The organism is Flavitalea plasmicola (genome assembly GCF_030546645.1).
Lineage (GTDB): Bacteria > Bacteroidota > Bacteroidia > Chitinophagales > Chitinophagaceae > Puia.
The window spans coordinates 637,547-655,742 of sequence record NZ_JAUOTO010000002.1; the positions used below are offsets into that span (position 1 = coordinate 637,547).

The 18,196-nt window shown below is 52.3% G+C and carries 14 protein-coding genes; 8 read left to right on the top strand and 6 right to left on the bottom strand.

Annotated features, from left to right (window positions below):
- Nucleotides 1-2,325, bottom strand: a complete 2,325-nt coding sequence (locus Q4E93_RS07775) for a TonB-dependent receptor (protein ID WP_303584023.1) — start codon at nucleotides 2,323-2,325, stop codon at nucleotides 1-3.
- Between the two features lie 125 nt (nucleotides 2,326-2,450).
- Between Q4E93_RS07775 and Q4E93_RS07780 the strand changes: the two genes are divergently transcribed.
- The 4 genes from Q4E93_RS07780 to Q4E93_RS07795 all read left to right on the top strand — a co-directional run bounded on the left by Q4E93_RS07780 (nucleotide 2,451) and on the right by Q4E93_RS07795 (nucleotide 7,059).
- Nucleotides 2,451-4,310, top strand: coding sequence for a glycoside hydrolase family 15 protein (locus Q4E93_RS07780; protein WP_303584025.1), 1,860 nt, complete (start codon nucleotides 2,451-2,453; stop codon nucleotides 4,308-4,310).
- A gap of 21 nt (nucleotides 4,311-4,331) precedes the next feature.
- Nucleotides 4,332-5,123, top strand: coding sequence for a DUF481 domain-containing protein (locus tag Q4E93_RS07785; RefSeq protein WP_303584027.1), 792 nt, complete (start codon nucleotides 4,332-4,334; stop codon nucleotides 5,121-5,123).
- Between the two features lie 83 nt (nucleotides 5,124-5,206).
- On the top strand, nucleotides 5,207-6,358 hold the full coding sequence (locus tag Q4E93_RS07790) for a sensor histidine kinase (RefSeq protein WP_303584028.1): 1,152 nt from the start codon (nucleotides 5,207-5,209) through the stop codon (nucleotides 6,356-6,358).
- Complete coding sequence (locus Q4E93_RS07795; RefSeq protein ID WP_303584029.1) at nucleotides 6,355-7,059, top strand: LytR/AlgR family response regulator transcription factor; 705 nt, start codon at nucleotides 6,355-6,357, stop codon at nucleotides 7,057-7,059. Before Q4E93_RS07790 ends, Q4E93_RS07795 begins: the two co-directional genes overlap by 4 nt.
- Before the next feature lie 5 nt (nucleotides 7,060-7,064).
- On the opposite strand, the gene Q4E93_RS07800 is transcribed toward Q4E93_RS07795, so the two are convergent.
- Together Q4E93_RS07800 and Q4E93_RS07805 are read right to left on the bottom strand one after the other, a co-directional pair.
- On the bottom strand, nucleotides 7,065-9,260 hold the full coding sequence (locus tag Q4E93_RS07800; protein WP_303584030.1) for a S9 family peptidase: 2,196 nt from the start codon (nucleotides 9,258-9,260) through the stop codon (nucleotides 7,065-7,067).
- A gap of 3 nt (nucleotides 9,261-9,263) precedes the next feature.
- Complete coding sequence (locus Q4E93_RS07805) at nucleotides 9,264-9,485, bottom strand: CDGSH iron-sulfur domain-containing protein (protein WP_303584031.1); 222 nt, start codon at nucleotides 9,483-9,485, stop codon at nucleotides 9,264-9,266.
- Between the two features lie 208 nt (nucleotides 9,486-9,693).
- Here Q4E93_RS07805 and Q4E93_RS07810 point away from each other — a divergent pair, with 208 nt between their 5' ends.
- From Q4E93_RS07810 to Q4E93_RS07825, 4 genes are all read left to right on the top strand, one after another.
- A complete protein-coding gene (locus Q4E93_RS07810; RefSeq protein ID WP_303584032.1) occupies nucleotides 9,694-11,328 on the top strand; it encodes a TldD/PmbA family protein in 1,635 nt (544 codons plus the stop codon).
- Between the two features lie 9 nt (nucleotides 11,329-11,337).
- Entirely contained in the window at nucleotides 11,338-12,675 is a 1,338-nt protein-coding gene (locus Q4E93_RS07815; RefSeq protein ID WP_303584033.1) for a TldD/PmbA family protein, read from the top strand.
- Nucleotides 12,676-12,986: 311 nt separating this feature from the next.
- Entirely contained in the window at nucleotides 12,987-14,636 is a 1,650-nt protein-coding gene (locus Q4E93_RS07820) for a sensor histidine kinase (RefSeq protein WP_303584035.1), read from the top strand.
- A 14-nt stretch (nucleotides 14,637-14,650) separates the two neighbouring features.
- Nucleotides 14,651-15,346, top strand: a complete 696-nt coding sequence (locus Q4E93_RS07825) for a LytR/AlgR family response regulator transcription factor (protein WP_303584037.1) — start codon at nucleotides 14,651-14,653, stop codon at nucleotides 15,344-15,346.
- Here the strand turns inward: Q4E93_RS07825 and Q4E93_RS07830 are convergent, their stop codons facing one another.
- The 3 genes from Q4E93_RS07830 to Q4E93_RS07840 all read right to left on the bottom strand — a co-directional run bounded on the left by Q4E93_RS07830 (nucleotide 15,347) and on the right by Q4E93_RS07840 (nucleotide 18,154).
- Nucleotides 15,347-15,538, bottom strand: coding sequence for a hypothetical protein (locus Q4E93_RS07830; protein WP_303584040.1), 192 nt, complete (start codon nucleotides 15,536-15,538; stop codon nucleotides 15,347-15,349).
- 69 nt (nucleotides 15,539-15,607) lie between these two features.
- Nucleotides 15,608-17,149, bottom strand: coding sequence for an OmpA family protein (locus tag Q4E93_RS07835; protein WP_303584042.1), 1,542 nt, complete (start codon nucleotides 17,147-17,149; stop codon nucleotides 15,608-15,610).
- 33 nt (nucleotides 17,150-17,182) lie between these two features.
- Nucleotides 17,183-18,154, bottom strand: a complete 972-nt coding sequence (locus Q4E93_RS07840; protein ID WP_303584044.1) for a type IX secretion system membrane protein PorP/SprF — start codon at nucleotides 18,152-18,154, stop codon at nucleotides 17,183-17,185.
- Nucleotides 18,155-18,196 lie beyond the last annotated feature (42 nt).

Sequence of the window (18,196 nt, forward strand, 5' to 3'; positions counted from 1 at the left end):
TTAAAATTTGAAGTTATAGGTAACGGAAGGCACCCAGCGGAAGAGGGCGTATTGCAGGGCGCGGGTCCTGGATGGATTGTCCGGGTCCTGTTCGAAGGTGATGCTGTAAGGGTTCTCCCTTCCGTAAAGGTTATAGATGGAAAAATTCCAGTTGCTGTCGAACTTCTTCGTCTTCTTACCCTGCAGCGTAGCGCCGACATCCAGCCTGTGATAAGCCGGCATGCGATAGGTATTCCGTTGGGAATAGAGGAAGGCGATCTGGCCATTGACCTCGTACTTACCGGTGGGCCAGGTGACTGCGTTGCCGCTGTAATACGTGAAGTCTGCGGAGAGGGTCCATTTTTTACCGGCCTTGTAAATACCGACGATCGAAAGGTTATGGGTCCTGTCCTGGTTGGCCGGGAAGTAACTGCCATTATTTATCTCGCTGAACTGACGCTCTGTACGGGAAAGCGTATAGCTCACCCAGCCATTGAACTTTCCGTATTTCTTCTTGAAGAACAGTTCCCAGCCATAGGCCCTGCCTTTGCCGAATACCACCTGGGACTCTACATTCTCATTGGCTATCAGCTGCGCTCCATTTTTATAATCTATCTGGTTCTTCAGGTCGCGGTAGTAGAGTTCCGAAGAGAGCTCGTATTGGTTGTCGTGGAAGTTGCGGTAGTAGCCGGCGGAGACCTGGTCAGCCAGCTCCGGCCTTACATTATTGCTGCTGGGTATCCAGACGTCCGTGGGATTGGCGGAAGTGGAGTTGGACAGCAGGTGCAGATTCTGGGTTGTCCGCGTATAGGCCACCTTGATGGAGCTGCCGGCCGTGAGCTTGTAGCTGGCGGAGAACCGGGGCTCCAGGTTGAAATAACTTTTCACTACTTTTCCCGAGGCATAAGTGAAAGTATCCACGGCGTTGCCAGCCTTGTCATAGGCGTAGAAGTCACCCGGCCCCATGATGGTGAAAGCGGTAGCCCGGAGGCCATAGTTGATGTTGAGCCGGCGGGAGAGCGAAAGGTCATGGGAGAAATAGGCCGAGCTTTCCAGCGCATGTTTGTCCTGCAGGTGCAGGGGGTTGAAGCTGGAAGTTTCCGACGCCGAGATCACGCCGGGGGAAGTGGTATGTTGGATGACATCGATGCCGAAATTCACTTTGTTGCTGGCATTGGCATAATACTGCATGTCTTCCTTAAAGTGCAGGTCTTTTATATAGGAGGTAATGCCGATGTTATTATTTCCTGAATTGATCCTGATGTCATAATTGTATTTACTATAGATCAGCGACGTGTTGGAGAAAAGCCGGCTGTTGAAAATATGGTTCCAGCGAAGGGTACCCGTTACATTGCCGTAGTCGATACCGAAAGTATTGCCGAAACCAAGGTTATCCTTTCCGAAATAACCGGAAAAGTAGATATGGTCTTTGGCGCCGACGCGAATATTCGCTTTGGCGTTGATGTCATAGAAATAAAGGCTATTCTGATTGGTCGAAGTGTCCTTTGACAGTTTGAGGAAAACGTCCGCATAGGTCCTGCGGGCGCTGACGATGAAGGAGCTTTTATCTTTTTCAATCGGTCCCTCTATATTCAGGCGGGACGAGATGAGTCCGATGCCGCCACTCGCATGGAATTCCTTGTTGTTGCCATCATTCATTTTTACGTCCAGGACCGAGGAGAGGCGGCCGCCGTATTCGGCGGGGGTCGCTCCTTTATAAAGGGTGACGTCCTTGATGGCGTCGGAATTGAAAGTGGAGAAAAAACCCAGTAAATGGGAAGGGTTATAAACGGTGGCTTCGTCCAGAAGGATAAGATTCTGGTCCGTGTTGCCGCCCCTTACAAAGAAACCGCTGTTGCCGTCCCCCGCCGACTGGACGCCAGGCAGGAGCTGCAGTGTCTTCAGAATATCTTTTTCGCCGAAGAGCACGGGCAGGTCTTTAATTTCACTGATAGACAGCTTCTGTACGCCCATCAGAGGTTTTGTGACATTGTTGTTCCTGCCGGCAGTGACTATCGCCTCCTGCAATTGCCGGCTGCCGGCATCCAGTGTAATGGAAATGGATGTGTCCTTTGCGAGGTCTACGGCGATACTGTCACTGGTGTAACCGGAGAAGCTCACTACCAGGGTATAACGACCGGGGAAAGCGCTGATGCTGTAAAAACCGTAGGAATTGCTGACAACAGCTGCATAGGGTATTTCCATCAACATGACGCTGGCCCCGATCAGCGTCTCTCCCGACTGTCTGTCCCGGATGGTGCCGCTGACGACATGCCGCCCCTGGGCCGAGGCCATCACCGGAAGAAGCCATATATATAGAAAAAAAACGAATCTTTTCGGCTGCATTGATAGGAAGATTTTGTTTGGCGGTACAAGGATAGCGAGGGCTTCTGTTAAAAAAAAGTTATCGGGGACAAGATACGCGAAAATGGTGGCAAGAAGCATGGCCGGGCATTTGCTATACTAAAGCTATGAACTACCAGCCAATTGAAAATTACGGCGTTATAGGCGACCTGGGCACGGTGGCGCTGGTAAGCCTGGAGGGGTCCGTCGACTTCATGTGTTTCCCCGATTTCGATTCCCCCAGTGTATTTGCCGCCCTGCTGGACTACGACAAAGGTGGGTTCTTTTGCATCAGGCCTCAGTTCAAGCAGATGCGGAACAAGCAGCTGTATCTTCCCGACACCAATGTATTGCTAACCCGTTTCCTTTCCACTGACGGTGTAGGGGAAATTACGGATTTCATGCCTGTGAGCGGTGAGCCCAATGGCGAAAAGAAACTGGTGCGAAGGGTCACGACGATCCGTGGAGAAGTAACCTGGTGGCTGCAGTGCAGGCCCCGGTTCAACTACGGGAAGGACAAACATAAGGCCACGCAGGAGGGACCGAACGAGGTCTGTTTCAGTCCTGACGGAAATAAGAGCCCACGCCTGCGGCTGCGGTCCAATCTTCCTATCAGGATCGAGGAAAATGACGCTGTGATATCATTCAAGCTATCGGCCAATCAAACGGCCGATTTTATCCTGGAAGATGCGGGCGATGGAAAGGGAGAAGGAACTGCGGTGGACGCCCTGACCACCGAATATCTTTTCCGGACGGTGAATTACTGGAAAGACTGGATCTCCCACAGCGTCTACAACGGGAGGTGGATGGAGGCAGTCAACAGGAGCGCATTGGTCTTAAAGCTGCTGACCTCGTCCAAATATGGTTCCATTATTGCGGCGCCTACTTTCAGCCTGCCGGAGCATATCGGCGGGGATAGGAACTGGGACTACCGGTACACCTGGATACGGGATGCGTCATTCACCGTTTATTCGTTCTTACGATTGGGCTATGTCAAGGAGGCAGGCGCGTTCATGGGCTGGATGGAAAAGATCTGCCGGGACGTCGGGGAAAACGACCGGCTGGGCATTATGTATTCGGTCAATGGCGATGCCCCGCTGCGGGAATACGAACTGGATAACCTGGAAGGCTATATGGGTTCTTCTCCCGTACGGGTGGGCAATGACGCCTATGGTCAGCTGCAGCTGGACATTTATGGAGAGCTGATGGATTCCGTTTATCTCTTCAACAAGCATGGGGAGCCCGTCTCTTATGATTTCTGGAAGGACCTGGAAAAACAAATGGACTGGCTGGCCGGCAACTGGAACCAGCCGGACGATGGGATCTGGGAGGTCAGGGGCGGGAAGAATAATTTCCTCTGTTCCCGGCTGGCCTGCTGGGTGGCGCTGGACAGGGCGATCAAGATCGCGGAGGCGCGCAGCTTTCCCACGAATGGGCATTGGCGGACCGAAAGAGATAAAATATACCACAGCGTTTATGCGGATTTCTGGGATGACGAAAAGAAAGCCTTCATGCAATTCCCCGGCTCGGCTACGGTGGATGCTTCCAGTCTGCTGATGCCGCTGTTCCGCTTTATCAGCCCCAAGGACCCCCGCTGGCTGTCCACGCTGGAAAGGATCGAAAAAGAGCTGGTGACGGATTCGCTGGTCTACCGTTACAGGCCGGAGATCGCGTCCCCGGATGGGATGATCAGTCATGAGGGTACCTTCTCCATGTGCACCTTCTGGTATGTGGAATGTCTCTCCCGTGCCGGGCAGTTGGAAAAGGCCCGCTTCTATTTTGAAAAGATGCTGGGCTATGCGAATCACCTGGGGTTGTACTCTGAGCAACTGGGCTTCGAAGGGCAGCATCTCGGCAATTTCCCGCAGGCTTTTACCCATCTCGGGCTTATCAGCGCCGCGCATAACCTGAACAAGCAGCTGAATGACAACCGGAATAAAAATGTGGACGGCGTTTACAAAGGTTTTCCGGGAGATCCAAATGAGTGATTTTGTATTACATTTGGATACATGAACGAGAAACTGCTTTTAGGATGGCTGCTTGTCCTATTGTCCTTTTCCCTCAAAGGGCAGATACTGAATATCGATAAGACCGATACGGCGGACTATGTAAGGCAGACCCGGGCTTCCTTCAATCTCAATTCCGGGCTGGAGATCGACCAGCAAAAGCAGACCCTTTATGACGCTACGAACACCGCCGAGATGATGCTCCAGGAGTATAAGGAATTGTTTATCCTGGCAGCCAGCTACCGCTTCACCTACAATGGCCCCGACGACATCCTCAATGCAGGCTATATTCACCTGCGTTACCGGCACAATTATAAGGACAGGATCCAGGCTGAGCCATTCGCACAATATCAATGGGACAATAAGCGCGGGATACGCTATCGGGCCCTGGGTGGCATCAATGCCCGATATAACTTCTGGAAGGGGGACGGGTTCGATCTCAACTGTGGCGTAGGCCCCATGTATGAAACGGAAAAATGGGACTATACGGCGGTGGATTCCGCGAAGATCCCTGTGAATGCCCTTCCCGTCGTGAACCGTCTGATCAAGCTCAACTCCTATGTCCGACTGGATTGGAAGATCACTGCCAACAGCGATGTAACTTTCAATGTCTTTTTGCAGACAAGACCGGACAGGTTTCAGCCGCGCATCGCTCCCCATGCGCAATGGGATATCAAGGCAGGCAAGCATGTAGGGTTTTCCATTGCTTTTACAGGGCTTTATGATACGCGGCCGGTGGTGCCTATCGAGAAGTTCTATTACAGTCTCAGCAATAGTCTGTTGCTGAGCTTTTGAATTCATCGAACATTTGATCGAATTGGTCGAAAAACTTTCGTCCTCCTGCGGATAAGACTAGCTTTGAAGTACAATAACCCCTTATGGAATACGATAACGACAGGGTCAGGCGGCGGACTAACCAAACCGAGATCTTTTACTGGGGCCTTTTCGTCCTGATCTATCCCCTGATCAACAGCGCCTCGATGTTCCCCTCCGATTGGCGGATCTGGCCGGTGTTAATACTGGTGAGCATGTTCCTGTTCCCTGCCTACCTGCTTTATTCCCGGATCATGGGCACCATTTTTCTCATTCAGCGGCGGCGTTTGAAGGCCGGTCTAATGACGGTGCTTTCCTTCCTGGTGGTGCAGGTAGTGCAACTGGGGATCCATTCTTTGATCCTGAAGTTTAATCTGAATGCCTTCGAAAGGGCTTACTTTTCCTATTCATGGAACACCTTGCTACGGGAGAGCTTTTGGACCATCCTGAACATGAGCTTTGCCATGGCCATCTTTTATATCCGCAAGTCCATCGACGAAAAGGAGCTGCTGGACAATGTTCAGCGGGACAGCAACTTCTTCAAGCTCCGCTACCTGCGGGCGCAGCTGAACCCGCATTTCCTTTTCAATACTTTGAACAGCATCTATTCGCTGAGCCTGCAAAGATCGGAGAGGACGCCGGAGGTAGTGGTAAAGCTGGCCGACATCATGCGTTATCTGATCTATGAGTGCAATGAAGAGAAGATCCCGCTGGACAAAGAGATCGAGTTCATCCGCAATTACATCGACATCGAAAAGATACGTTACAAGGCGGATATACGATTTACCGTGGAGGGCATTACCGCCGGGGTGATGATCGAGCCTTTCCTTTTCATCTCCTTCATCGAGAACGGCTTCAAGCATGCGATGGACAACTCGTTTGCCGAGCCATTTATCTACATTACGCTGAAAGTGGAGCAGGGACAGATCGTGCTGAATGTCATCAACAGCACCAATGCCGACCTGGAGACCCAGGCCAAGCGGAGGATGGCTGGCAAGGGCCTTGCCAACAGCCGCAGCATCCTGGAGCTGCTGTACCCCGATGCCTACGAGCTGGATATCATCCAGACGGAAAAAGAGGAGAACAGGAACAGCCAGCTGAGGCTCCACAATGCCCGGGAAAGACTGGAAAGCCTATATCCCGACGCTTTCACCCTCGATGTCCTGTTAAGTAACAGCGCTTTCACCGTATCTTTAATTATAAAAACGGCCGCTTGATAAAATGTATCATTGTGGAGGATGAGACCCTGGCGCAGGACGTCATCAAAAGTCATTTGCAGCAGATGGGGCGATGGGAGCTCATAGGCGTTTACCGCAACGCCCCCGAGGCCGCCGAGGCGTTGCGCACGCACGAGGTCGACGTCATGTTCCTGGACATCCGGCTGCCGGGGATGAGCGGTCTTCATTTCCTCCGCAGTCTTTCCGACCCTCCCCTGGTCGTGCTGACCACAGCGTATGCGGAATATGCGGTGGAAAGCTATGAGTTCAGCGTGATCGACTATTTGCTGAAGCCTATCTCGTTCGAACGGTTTTCCCGGGCGGTGAGCAGGATCGAGGATGGGCGGCTATTTTCCCCGACCAGTAAGGAGGTGGAGAAGCCACAGGGCGACCATATCTTCATCAAGTCCAACAGTAAATTTTTCAAGGTCAATTTTTCTGAGATCATTTATGTGCAGGGGATGAAGGATTACCTGAAGATCCATACGCCGGAATATGCCCTGGTGACGCATCAGACGATGAATGAGCTGGAGAAGGCCCTGCCTGTGCGTCAGTTCATCCGGGTGCATAAATCCTATATCGTCGCCGTCGCACATATCCGGTCGATCTACGGCAATTCCATCGAGCTGGGGAAGGTGACGATCCCCATTGGCATCAATTACAAGGAGGCTGTCATGGCGCTGGTGGGGCGGCGGCAATGACAGGCTCAGTTCTTTAAATACCGTTCCAGGTACTGGAAGCTCACCGTCGAGATCAGCAGGTAGCTCTGCCAGTTATAGGCCGCGCCGTGCGCTCCCGGGGGATAGATCCGCAGATCCACATCCTTACCCACATTGGTGAGCGCCGTCAGCAGCTGCATGGTATGTGCAGGATGGACGTTGTCATCGCTCATGGAATGGATCAGCAGGAGGTGGTCTTTCAGTCCCGCGGCGTGGGTCATATCGGCGCTGATCCTATACCCTTCCGCGTTCTGCGGCAGCGTACCCATATATCGCTCCGTGTATACGTCGTCGTACAAGCGCCAGTCCGTCACCGGGGAATTGGCAATGCCTACTTTGAAGACGCCGGGATGGGTCAGCAAGGTGTAGGTGGTGCTATAGCCGCCGTAGCTGGTGCCCATGATCCCTATTTTACCGCCATCCACGTAAGGCAGGGAGGCGAGATAGCGTGCAGTTTCCGCAAAGTCGTTGCTCTCCCATTTTCCCAACTGCCCGTATACGATCTTCATGAACTGGCTGCCGTAATTGGCGATGCCCCTGTTATTGACGTCGACGACGATATAGCCGTTCTGCGCCAGCCACTGCTGCATGCCCCCGGCGGCCCATTTGTTAAAGACGCCATGGGACTCGGGTCCTCCGTAGATGGCCAGCACGACGGGGTATTTTTTAGCAGGGTCGAAGTTGACGGGCTTGATCATGCTGCCGTCCAGTTGAATGCCATCAGCCGTTGAAAAATGGAAAAGCTCCAATGGCGAATAAACATGCGTTTTGACATAATCGCTCGTAGCCTGGTTGTCCTGCAAAAGCTTCAGCAGCCGTCCTTTCGAATCATAGAGGCCTACGTGCACGGGCGTGCTGGTGTTGCTGTATTCGTCGATGTAATATCCTGTGTTCGTGGACATGTCGATATTATGGAACCCTTCCACCGCCGTGAGCTTTTTCTTTCCCGTGCCGTCATATTTGATGGAGTACAGCTGCTGTTCGAGGGGAGAGGCTTCCGCCGACAGGTAATAGATGGATTTCGTGTCCGGGTCGATGCCCGTCACCTTGATCATATCCCAATTGCCGTTGGTGACCTGGTTGATCAGCTTGCCGTCATATCCGTAATGATAGATGTGGTAGAAGCCGCTGCGGTCCGACACCCAGAAAAAGTCTTTTGTCTTCTCAGGGAAGTAGATCATGTCATTGACATTGGTATAGAAATTAAAGATCGCCACCCACGTACTGTTCCCTTCCTCCAGGACCAGCCGGCGCGCGCCCGTCTTCACATTGAAGAAGTAGAGCTTCATATGGTTCTGTGCGCGATTGAGGGTCATCAGCGCCAGCTCGTCGGGGTTGCTGGTCCAGTAAATGCGGGGGATATAGAAGTCTCCCGTCTCTTCCGGCTCCAGCCAGATCTTTTTGCCTGACCGGACATCTACCACGCCTATCCTTACCGTAGGGTTCGCGTCACCCGGCTGGGGTATGGGGATCGTCACCTGTTCCGGATGAAAACCTTCATAGTTCGTCATATGGAACGTGGGTACCGGGCGTTCGTCAAACTGCCAGAAGGCGATATACCGGCTGTCCCTGGACCAGTTCCATGCCTGCGCCTGGCCGAACTCTTCTTCGTACACCCAATCAAAGTGACCGTTGAATATACCATTTTCGGTGGTGCTGTCGGCGGTGAGCTGTTGTTCCTTTCCCGTTGAAAAATCATAGACATACATATTGCCGCCTCTTTCAATTCCCACCATCGCGCCGTCGGGGGAAAGCTCCGCCGAACGGGCGTCACGGGCAGCAGGCTGCAGCTGGCGGGACGCCACGTCATAGATATAATAGTCGGAAATGCCGCTGCGGCGGTAGAGGCGCCTGAGATTCGTTTTAAACACCAGGTGCTTACTGTCCTTGCTCCACTGAAAGGACTGGTAGTTGAATGGCTTATCCGATCCGGGGAAATGCATTCCGCTGTTGGAGTAGACGGATGTCTCCTGCAATGTTTTCGGGTCCATAACATGGATCTCGTTGCCGGAGATAAAGGAATACTGTGCCCCACCCTGGATCCAGTTGAGGCTTTCGGGACCAGCCTTACCCTTTAATACACCGGAGGATTGCAGGGCATCGGTAATGCTGACATACGGCTTTTTGTCCTGGGCTTGCAGGCTGGTGAAGCCCAACAGCAGGGCGGAAAGGATATATTTCATTTTTTATTTTTTTGGAGGGAGACTAAAAGCAACTGCGTCGTGCTCAAAATGGCCTTTATGGCTTCCATCGCAGAAAGGCTTGTTCTGGGAGAGGCCGCAGCGGCAGATGGAAATGATCTCTCTTCCGGCGAGATCATAGGCGGCCCCTGTTTTATCTACTATTTCAAAATCGCCTTCTACTTTCAATGATCCATTGCTGTTGACTGTAATCTTTGTTTTTGACATATCCTGTTTTTTAGGGGACCCATGGTCCATTTTGGGCGGCAAAATAGGGAAAATATCCGGGAAACGGTTTCCTGAGAAATGCAACCCGTTTCCCGGAAACATCTTTTTTCGGACAGGCGGGTTGGATAGTTTATGAACGGCGGGTATTGTCTTGTCCGGCAGGGAAGATTAGTCTATTTTAGATCGATAAACTTTATAATAACAACGGATGCAACGAAAAGACTTTCTTTCAATGGCCGGCATGGGCATAGGTGGTGTATTGCTGGGAAGGATCCCTGTGTTAGGCTCCTCTTTCCGGCCACGTACTGAATCAGCCTGGATAGATACGGGAGTCAAGAAGCAACTGGCGGATGTGGCCCTCAATGCGGCCAGATCGAAAGGCGCCACCTATGTCGATGTACGTATCGGCCGGTATCTCAACCAGTTTGTCATCACCAGGGAGGACAAGGTGCTGAATGTAGTGGACACGGAGTCTTATGGTATGGGCATCCGCGTTATCGCCAATGGCTGCTGGGGTTTCTCCGCTACCGACAAGCTGGACAAGGACAGCATTGCCCGTTCGGCAGAGATGGCCGTATCCATCGCCAGGGAAAATGCACGGCTGCAAACACGGCCTGTGCAGCTGGCGCCGCAAAAAGGCTTTGGCGAAGTCACGTGGAAGACCCCCATTATAAAGAATGGTTTCGATATCCCTATCAAGGAGAAAGCGGACATGCTGCTGACCGTGAATGACGCGGCCATGAAAGGAGGCGCCAGCTTTATCGACACGGCCCTTTTCCTGGTGAATGAGCAGAAGTATTTCGCTTCCACGGACGGCTCCTATATCGACCAGGACATCCATCGTATCTGGCCTACATTCACCGTGACAAAGATCGACAGCAAGACGGGCAAGTTCGAGACAAGGGATTCACTGGGCTCGCCGATGGGAATGGGATATGAATACCTCACGCCGGATGACAGTAAAAAGATCAAGACCGTGACCACCTTATATACGGACCGGTATGACATGCTGGAAGACGCCAGGCTGGCTGCGGTACAGGTGGGCGAAAAACTGGCCGCAAAGTCCGTGGAGCCTGGAAAATATGACCTCGTGCTGGACCCCAGCAACCTGTACCTTACGATCCATGAATCTTCCGGCCATCCATCCGAGCTGGACAGGGTCCTTGGTTATGAAGCCAATTTTGCCGGCACCAGCTTCCTCACCCTGGACAAGTGGAAGACGAAAAAATTCAATTATGGCAGCAAGCTGGTGAATATCGTCGCCGATAAGACCCAGCCTGGATCCCTGGGCGCCGTAGGGTACGACGATGAAGGCGTAGCCTGCAAGGAGTGGGACATCATCAGGGACGGGGTGCTGGTGAACTACCAGGCGATCCGCGACCAGGCCCATATCATCGGGCTGGACGAATCTCAGGGCTGCTGCTACTCCCAAAGCTGGCAGGATGTGCAATTCCAGCGCATGGCCAATATCTCCCTACGTCCGGGAAAAGCGCCGCTGACCCCTAACGAGCTGATAAAAAACGTGGAAAAAGGTATTTATATCGTAGGCGCCGGCTCCTACTCCATCGACCAGCAGCGGTATAACTTCCAGTTCAGCGGACAGCTGTTCTACGAGATCAGGAACGGCAAGATCGCGGGCATGCTGAAGGATGTGGCCTACCAGGCAAATACGCAGGAATTCTGGAACTCCTGCGCCGCCATCTGCGATCAGCGCGATTACCGGCTGGGCGGGACATTTTTTGACGGCAAGGGACAACCGCCGCAAAGCAATGCCGTATCTCATGGCTCGGCCACCACACGTTTCAACGGCATCAATGTTATCAATACAGCTAGAAAGATTTAACCAAAACATATGGCACTTTTAACCCAGGACGAAGCACGCACGTTGCTGCAGAAGGTCCTCAGCTTTTCCAAGGCCGATGAATGCCAGGTCTCCCTCAATGGCTCAACGGGTGGGAATATACGTTATGCGCTGAATTCCGTATCTACCAGCGGCGCGCTGGATCAGCTGAACCTGCAGATCGGATCTGTATTCGGAAAAAAGCTAGGCATCAGCACCATCAATGAATATGATGACGCATCTCTGGAAAAGGCGGTGCGCCGCAGCGAGGACCTGGCAAGGCTGGCGCCGGATAACCCGGAGCATATGCCTTTTTTGGGCCCTCAGACCTATGAAGCGCCTTCCAGGACCTATTTCCCGGACACGGCGTCCATCCATTCAAAATTACGTGCCGACCTGGTGCAGCAAAGTCTGCAGGTATCCCGCGACAATAAGCTAGCCGCTGCCGGATTCCTGGAGAACAGTGCCGGCTGTTATGCGCTGATGAACTCCCGTGGGCTTTTTGCGTATACCACCAGTACGGCGGTGAACTTTTCGGTGACCCTTCGTACGGAAGATGGAACGGGATCGGGATATGCAGCCAGGGGGTACAATGATATTGCGAAGCTGGACGTGCTGGCAGCTTCGAAGACGGCGGCATGGAAGGCCAGCAGGTCCTCGGGGGCCAAGGCGCTGGAGCCGGGGAAATATACAGTGATCCTGGAGCCAGCCGCTGGCATAGTATTGCTGGAGAACCTCTATGGCGCCCTGGATGCCCGCAGCGCCGACGAAGGCCGCAGCTTCCTCAGCATGCCGGGAGGTAAGACGAGGCTAGGCGAAAAGCTCGTGGACGAACGGGTGAACATCTACTCCGATCCCCACAACGAAGAGCTACCCACCTTTTATTACAATGGTGAGGGGCAGCCGCAAAAGAAAATGAGCTGGATAGAGAAAGGGGTGGTGAAGAACCTTTTCTATTCCCGTTATTGGGCAATGCAAAAAGGCGTGACGCCCGTGCCTCAGCCGGACGCCATCATCATGGATGGCGGCACCTCCAGCACCGAGGACCTGATAAAAAGCACAGAGAAGGGAATTCTTGTCACCCGCCTGTGGTATATCAGGTCTGTCGATCCTCAGACCTTGTTATTTACGGGTCTGACCAGGGATGGTACGTTCTATATCGAGAATGGAGAGATCAAATTCCCGATCAAGAACTTCCGGTTCAACGAGAGCCCGGTCATCATGTTGAATAACCTGGAGGCATTGGGTAAGCCGGAGCGGACGATCAGCGGGGAATCGAATGGTTCGGCTATGATACCGCCGATGAAGATCCGGGATTTTACGTTTACTTCGCTATCTGATGCGGTGTAGCCCGGCCTTGCGAGGCTTTAACGAAAAAACCCCCAAGAGTTAGTCAGGGGCTTTTCAAGAGAAATTGGAATTTAATGCTTTCTTTGAACACGAGCACGAAAGCGGTTTTTCTGGATTTTTGGATATTCGGTTACTTCATCGGTATTGGATAGCACAAATATCGGTCAAGGATAGTTGTTAACAAAGAGCAAAGACCCTCGATTTTTATCGTAGATCTACGATAGCGATACTCGTCACATTTCCGAACAGTTTCATCACATTTGCTCCCCCAAGGGTCGGGAATGTCCTAATCTTGTGAAAAAGAAAGGATAATGGCAACCCAATCCCCGCAACTTTCCGCCCTGCGTCCCCGCTGGAGGGAGCATGAACTGATCCTGGCCACCGTCATCTGTGTTTTGAGCATCGCCGGGGAGGTCTGGAGGATCTTAAGAACTCCCTGGTCGGAGCTGAACAGCGCGTATGAGCGGCCCTTTGTCGAAAACAATATTCCATTCAGCTATTTATCCAATGTATTCCTGCCGGGCGTCTGTGTCGCCGTCCTGTTGTACCTCTGCTTTCTTCAGATGAACTTCTTTATCCTGCCCCGGCTATTGCAAACCGATGCCCCCGTAAAAGGCAATTTTACCTTTCATTTTTCCAGGCAGGGGGGTATCGATATGAAAGGAGCGGAAGGCGCCGTGCTGAAACGCACGATCTGGGGCATTGTCTATACCCTGCTGCTCATCGTTTTCCTGGGGGCAGGCTGGGGCCTGGCCGATTACTATCGGCACGCCTATGCGTATTTCATTCCCGGCAACAGGGATGACAGCCGGCAGATCATCCTGGGAGTGGGGTTGAAGAAGGCCTTTACCTGGACGGTTATTTACCTCCTGTATGCCAGTCTGCGCGAGGCGGCCATTGTCCGACTTACCGCCTCTTCGCAATGGAAGGCGTTCCGGATCCGGCTGTCCAACCAGGTCACCGGCTATTTTGCGGCATACTTTATTTTATTCTTTTACTTCCGCAGCTTCGATATCATCGATGATAAGGTCTACGGTGTGCTTTTCTCCTGGCCGCCGTCGGTGGTGCTGAACTACCTGTCCAATGTTTTCTGGCTGTTCCCTTTTAAAGGGAAGCGGTCTATATTCAAAGGCGATGTCTTCCGCCGGCTGTTGCTGTCCACGCTCCTATGGGCCGTGCCCTTCGCCATCGGGTTAGCCATTGCCGTCGACGAGGCCAAGATCTTTATGCCCTTCCTGATCAGCGGGTGGCTGGTGCTGTTGATCGTGGTCACTCCCCTCTCCTATTGGATCTATGTGCGTCGCAAGGACAGCATTCTCCGGTTCCGGGGACTGGAGATCGCGCTGGATAAGTCCGAGGCGGACCTGCAGTTCCTCCGCAGCCAGATCAACCCTCATTTCCTTTTCAATTCATTGAATACGCTATATGGCACGGCGCTCCAGGAAAATGCTTTTCGCGCGGCGGAGGGCATCCAGAAGCTCGGCGATATGATGCGTTTTATGCTTCACGAGAACCACCAGGAGAAGATCCCCATGTATAAGGAGATCGAATACCTGAAGAATTATATCGACCTGCAGCAACTGCGGACGCAATCGTCCCCGGACATCCTCATCGAATCGGAGATCGACGGCGCCGGCTGCGACCATATGATCGCACCCATGCTTCTCATCCCCTTTGTGGAAAATGCCTTCAAACATGGCATCAGCCTGAAGGAAAGGTCCTGGGTAAAGATCCGTTTGCATTGCGATGCCAAGGGTATACTCTTCGAGGTGAGGAATAGCGTGCACATACGAAAGGAGGTGGATCCGGAAAAGGATCAGTCCGGAGTGGGGATGAAGAATGTGGTGAACCGTTTACGCCTGATCTATCCCGGCCGGCATGACTTTTTTGTAAATGGGAATGATAAGGAATTCTTTATCCAGCTGCTGATCGAGCCGGGAAAGATCACTACATTCGAATAAATGCAGCGTAATCTATGTTAAAGGCGGTAGCAATCGACGATGAGCCCATGGCGCTGGAGGTGATCAAAAGCCTCTCGGTAAAGATCCCCTTCCTGCAGCTGCAGGCTTGCTTTACCAATGCATTCGAGGCAATGGGCTACCTCAAAAAGGAGGAAACGGACCTTATATTCCTGGATATCAAAATGCCGGACATTTCGGGCATGGACCTGCTGCGCAGTTTATCCCGTCCTCCCATGGTAATCTTTACGACCGCTTACAGTGAACATGCGGTCCAGAGCTTCGAGCTGGATGCCATAGACTACTTGTTGAAGCCGTTCTCGCCTGCCCGCTTCCTAAAAGCATGCCACAAGGCCTATGAGCTGTTTTCTTTGAAAAAGCAGCATACGGGTGCGCAGTCATCCACCGACCATATTTTTATCAAGAGCGGGTATGGCCAGATCCGTATAGACCTGGGAGAGATCCTTTATGTGCAAAGCACGGGGAATTATATGCAGTTTGTATTGCCGGACGAGAAAATACTTTCCCGGCTTACCATGAACGAGGTGGAAGCGCTGTTGCCCACCGGCGCATTCGTCCGCATCCACCGCAGCTATCTGGTAGCCAGGAGCAAAGTCAGCCGCATCGAGCGGGGCTCGGTATGGATAAAGGACAAGGAACTTCCCATCGGGGCAGGTTATGCCCACGAGGTGGACAGGATCACGCGACCCTGATCAGCTCTCTTTTATTTCTATTTTGTCCTGGTAGACAAGGATTGTCCCCGATCTTCCTGCGGCGGCCAATTTCTGATACACTTTATTCACTACGCATTTATTCAAAAAACGGGAAAGATATTCCACTGGGGTGAGATGGTTGGGGTCTAAATGATTGCCCCTTTCGTCGACTAATTCAATACGGATGTTCATTGTTCTTCTCTTTTATTGGATTTTAATATTTAAAGGTCTTAAAGGTACTAATTATTTCTCATGTACAATTTATTTCTCATGTACAATAATTTCAGCGCGGCGATTGAGCCAGGCCCGGTTGGGATCTGTATTGTCCGCCACGGGATTGTCGCTGCCATAGGCTTTTGCCTTCATCAGGTCTGAAGGGATACCCCGGCTGTTCAAATAGTCCAGTACCATTTTGGCCCTTCTCCTGGAAAGGAAATTGTTGTACGTTTCCGTCCCTACGTTGTCTGTGTACCCTTTGATCTCTATGGAAAGCTCGGGTCTGTGGCGCAGGTGCTGGATGACGTTGTCGATGGTGGAAAAGGCCTTGGAGTTGAGACCATATTCATTAAACTCGAAATAGACCACAAACCGCACTACCGGCATGCCATCGATCGTGTCCACTTTATAGTCGTCCGCACCGAAGTCGTCTTCCAGGTTGAGCGAGGAGGAAAGGCTGTTCTTGCGCTTGCCGCCGGAACGCCTGCGTCCGCCCCCGGAGCCATCCGAGCCGTCCGCCCCATTGCGTCCTCTTCTGCCGTCGGCGCCGTCCTCGTCATCATCGTTGAGGCCGTGTGCCTTTTTGACGGAATCCATGTTGATCGTGATGTAGTTATTGATCACGATGCTGCCATTTTTCGCGGAGGTATCCTTCTTTTTATCATCCTCTTTTCCAGGCCTGTTATAGGGGGAATTGTCTTCTTTTTCCTGCTGCTTTTGTTTCTTATTCTTTATAGGCAGATATATGCCAACTGCGTACATCGTCGTATTGGAGATGCTTTTGCTTACGGCATACCCATAGGTGATCTGTCCCAGCACCATGATCTTTTTTGCATTGAACTTGGCTCCTACGCCGATGGGCGCGCTGACAAAAGAAGCCTCGTTGATGACGTCGTTGATGCCGATGGTAATATATGGCTGCAGCCGGTAGGAAGCGGCCAGCAGGTGATAATAGATGGATGCGTTCAGCAGGTTGTAGGTTTTGGATTTGGTCTGGCTGATCAGGACGTCGTCATTGGTGACATGTCCGAATGAAAGGCCGATGTCCGCGCTAACTGACAGGCGGCCTGTAATATTTTTGTAGGCAGAGGCGGCAAAAGACCCGTTGCCTCTTTTTTGAAAAGGCAGTGTATTGGCGTCGCTGAGATAGCCTTTCCTGTTCTTTTCCAGGAACCCAAAATCCTGGAATTGTCCTTTCAGGAGCGGGGAGATAAACCAGCGGGTGTCCAGCTGTCGCGGAGCCTCCATTGAGCTGGATTCGGGCGCAGGGAGGGAGCTGCCGGACTTAGCCGCAGTGTCCTGTGCCGGCTTGTCTGCTTCGAATGGCGTCCCCATGGCAGTCGATGTGGTATCTACCTGCGTTTGGCGGACGGTGTCTGCCGGCGTCCGCCCGGCGGTGTCTGTTGCAGGAGGGGTCTGCCTGACGGTGTCCGCCGGCGGCAGCTGCTTTACGGTGTCCGGGTATTGCCCGACAGTATCTGCGGCTTGCCTGACTGTGTCCACACTTTGCCTGGTATTATCCTGCGCCCGCAAACTCCCGAGAGACAGCAGGATACCACCTGTTAAGCAAATAATTACCTTGTTCATGGGTTAGTATTTAAAACCTTGTACGTTTTTTATCTAAAAATCTATTTTAAGCGCCAGCTCCAAGCCATTGCGGGTAATCCCTGCGGCGCTGATGGTCGATATATTGATGTCATATAGTACGCCTATCACCAGCTTCTGGTACCTCAGCTCCAGGTCAGGGACGAGGGCATCATCATAGCGATAGCCCAATCCCAGTCCAACGGCAGCGCCGCCGGTGACGCCGGGGATCGCCTTGGTGTAGGAAAAATTATAAAAGTGCCGATAGGCCGGTCCCTGCCAGTTCATGGACATATAAAAGGCCACTTCATCATCTGTTTTGGTGACATACCGATAGCCGCCCTGTACGCCGAAATTGGTCTTCAGGCGGGTGGAATCCGATTTTACTTTGTAGGAGTAAGGCTGGTTCACCTGCATGGCGGAGACGCCCAGGTACCATTTATCATACCGTGCGTTGCTGAATACGGAGACGCCTGCATTGAGATTGAAATGGCCATAGGACCAGCCGCTGGCCAGGCGGTCGCTGCTGGGTGCTCCTTCAATGGGACCGTAGTTGTCGTACTGGTCGCCAAAGGCGTTGGACACTCCATTAACATTGAAATTACTTTGGTAGTAAGCGCCCTGGAAGCCGGCCGCCATATAGGTTTCTTTCCGGCCGATGGGCACAGCATAGGAAAGTCCCAGCATTCCGAGGGTGTTATTTAAGATCCCTGTATTCGACTTGTCGGAGGCGGCGCCTGCGCTCAGGCTGAGGTAGGAGGAATTGGCCTTGCTCCTGGCTTCTTTTGACATCAGGGGCATATCGAAAAGGGCGGCTACGCTGTTGTATGCGATCTGGCCGCCGTACTGGACATTGCGATAGTTGAGCTTGAGACTGTTTTGCTTATCGGTTTTAAGGGATTGGTTATACCAGATTGCCATATCCTGCACACGCGAGAAGTTGATCTCCTGCCCGCGGGCGATCCCTGCGAATAACAGGAGACACAGTATGATATAATTCTTCCTCATCTGGATATTGGATTTACTATTTTATATATATCGTTACAGCGC